Annotated in this window: 1 protein-coding gene; it reads left to right on the top strand. The window is 59.6% G+C overall.

The features are described 5' to 3' along the window. Positions 1-61: 61 nt before the first annotated feature. On the top strand, positions 62-1271 hold a 1210-nt coding region (locus tag EP380_RS23385), incomplete at its 3' end, for an ISL3 family transposase (RefSeq protein WP_127601228.1).

Raw genomic sequence — 1271 nt, 5'->3', positions numbered from 1 at the left:
GGGGTCTGCCTCACTTTGTGTGGTGAATAGATCGTTAGCAGGCACTTCGCTATTGGCGTGCATGAGAACAAAATCAAAATGGTCGCCCGGTCCGGGCATCAAGGTCCAAAGCATCGCAACCAACGGCGACGGTGACTGGGTTGTGTCGGCTTGCGGACCATCCTCGGGCATTTGTCCAGATTGCAGGAAACAGAGCGCACGTCGGCACGGCTGGTCGTACCGCAGTCTTCAGGACCTGCCGATCCAAGGCAATGAAGTGACGGTAAGGCTTCGGTTGAGCCGCTGGCGTTGCAGTTATCGGCAGTGCGGGCGGCAAACATTCTCGGACCCGATCCCGGATATTGCCTCGCCCTACGCCCGCAGGACAAAGAGGGTCGCCAACATAGTCGGCCTTCTGGGGCACGGCACAGGCGGACGCCCGGGAGAGCGCTTGATGAACCAGCTCGGGATGCCGGTCAGCGACGACACCATCCTTCGGCACTTGAAGCGCATGGCTTTACAGATCGACGACGAGCCCCCCGCTCGGATCATCGGTATCGATGACTGGAGTTGGAGGAAATCGTGGCGCTACGGCACGATCATCGTTGATCTCGAGCGCCGAAAGGTCATGGACATTCTCGAGGACCGGAGCGTGGCGAGCGTTGCACAATGGTTGAAGCGGCATCCCTCCATTGAGGTGGTCAGTCGAGATCGATGCGGGCTATACGCGCAGGCTGCTCGTGAAGGTGCCCCGCAAGCGTCTCAGGTGGCTGACCGCTTTCATCTCTTCCAGAACCTGCGTCTTGCGATCGAGGAACAGATGAGCCTCTCCGGCCGAGCTACAGGCAGGGCACTGCTGCCAGACGAGGACATCGAGACTGATCATGACGATCGAGCTTTGCATGAGGAGGCGCCTGGAATGCGGTTGCGCAATCAGCTTCGACGGACACATAGGCAGTCCCGGAAGGAGGTGTTCGAGACGGTGCACGCCTTGAGCAAAGAAGGCCTGACCTGCTCGGAGATTGCGCGTCGCACTGGATATGGCCGCCGCAGCATCGCGAAATGGCTGACGTTTGAAACGCCACCCGACCGACGCAGGGGAGCGTTGCAGCCGACATCTCCCCTGTATTTCGAAGCCTTTCTCACCCAATGTTGGAAGGACGGCAACCGCCGTGGGCGGCATCTGTTTCATGACATCAAGCATCGCGGGTACACCGGCAGCTTTTCCAATCTTGAACGCCTCCTGGCAACCTGGCGCCGCGCCGAGAGACCGGAATCGGATAAGGATAAGG

Source organism: Nitratireductor alexandrii (genome assembly GCF_004000215.1).
GTDB lineage: Bacteria > Pseudomonadota > Alphaproteobacteria > Rhizobiales > Rhizobiaceae > Mangrovimarina > Mangrovimarina alexandrii.
This window is presented reverse-complemented; position numbering and strand designations above follow the sequence as displayed.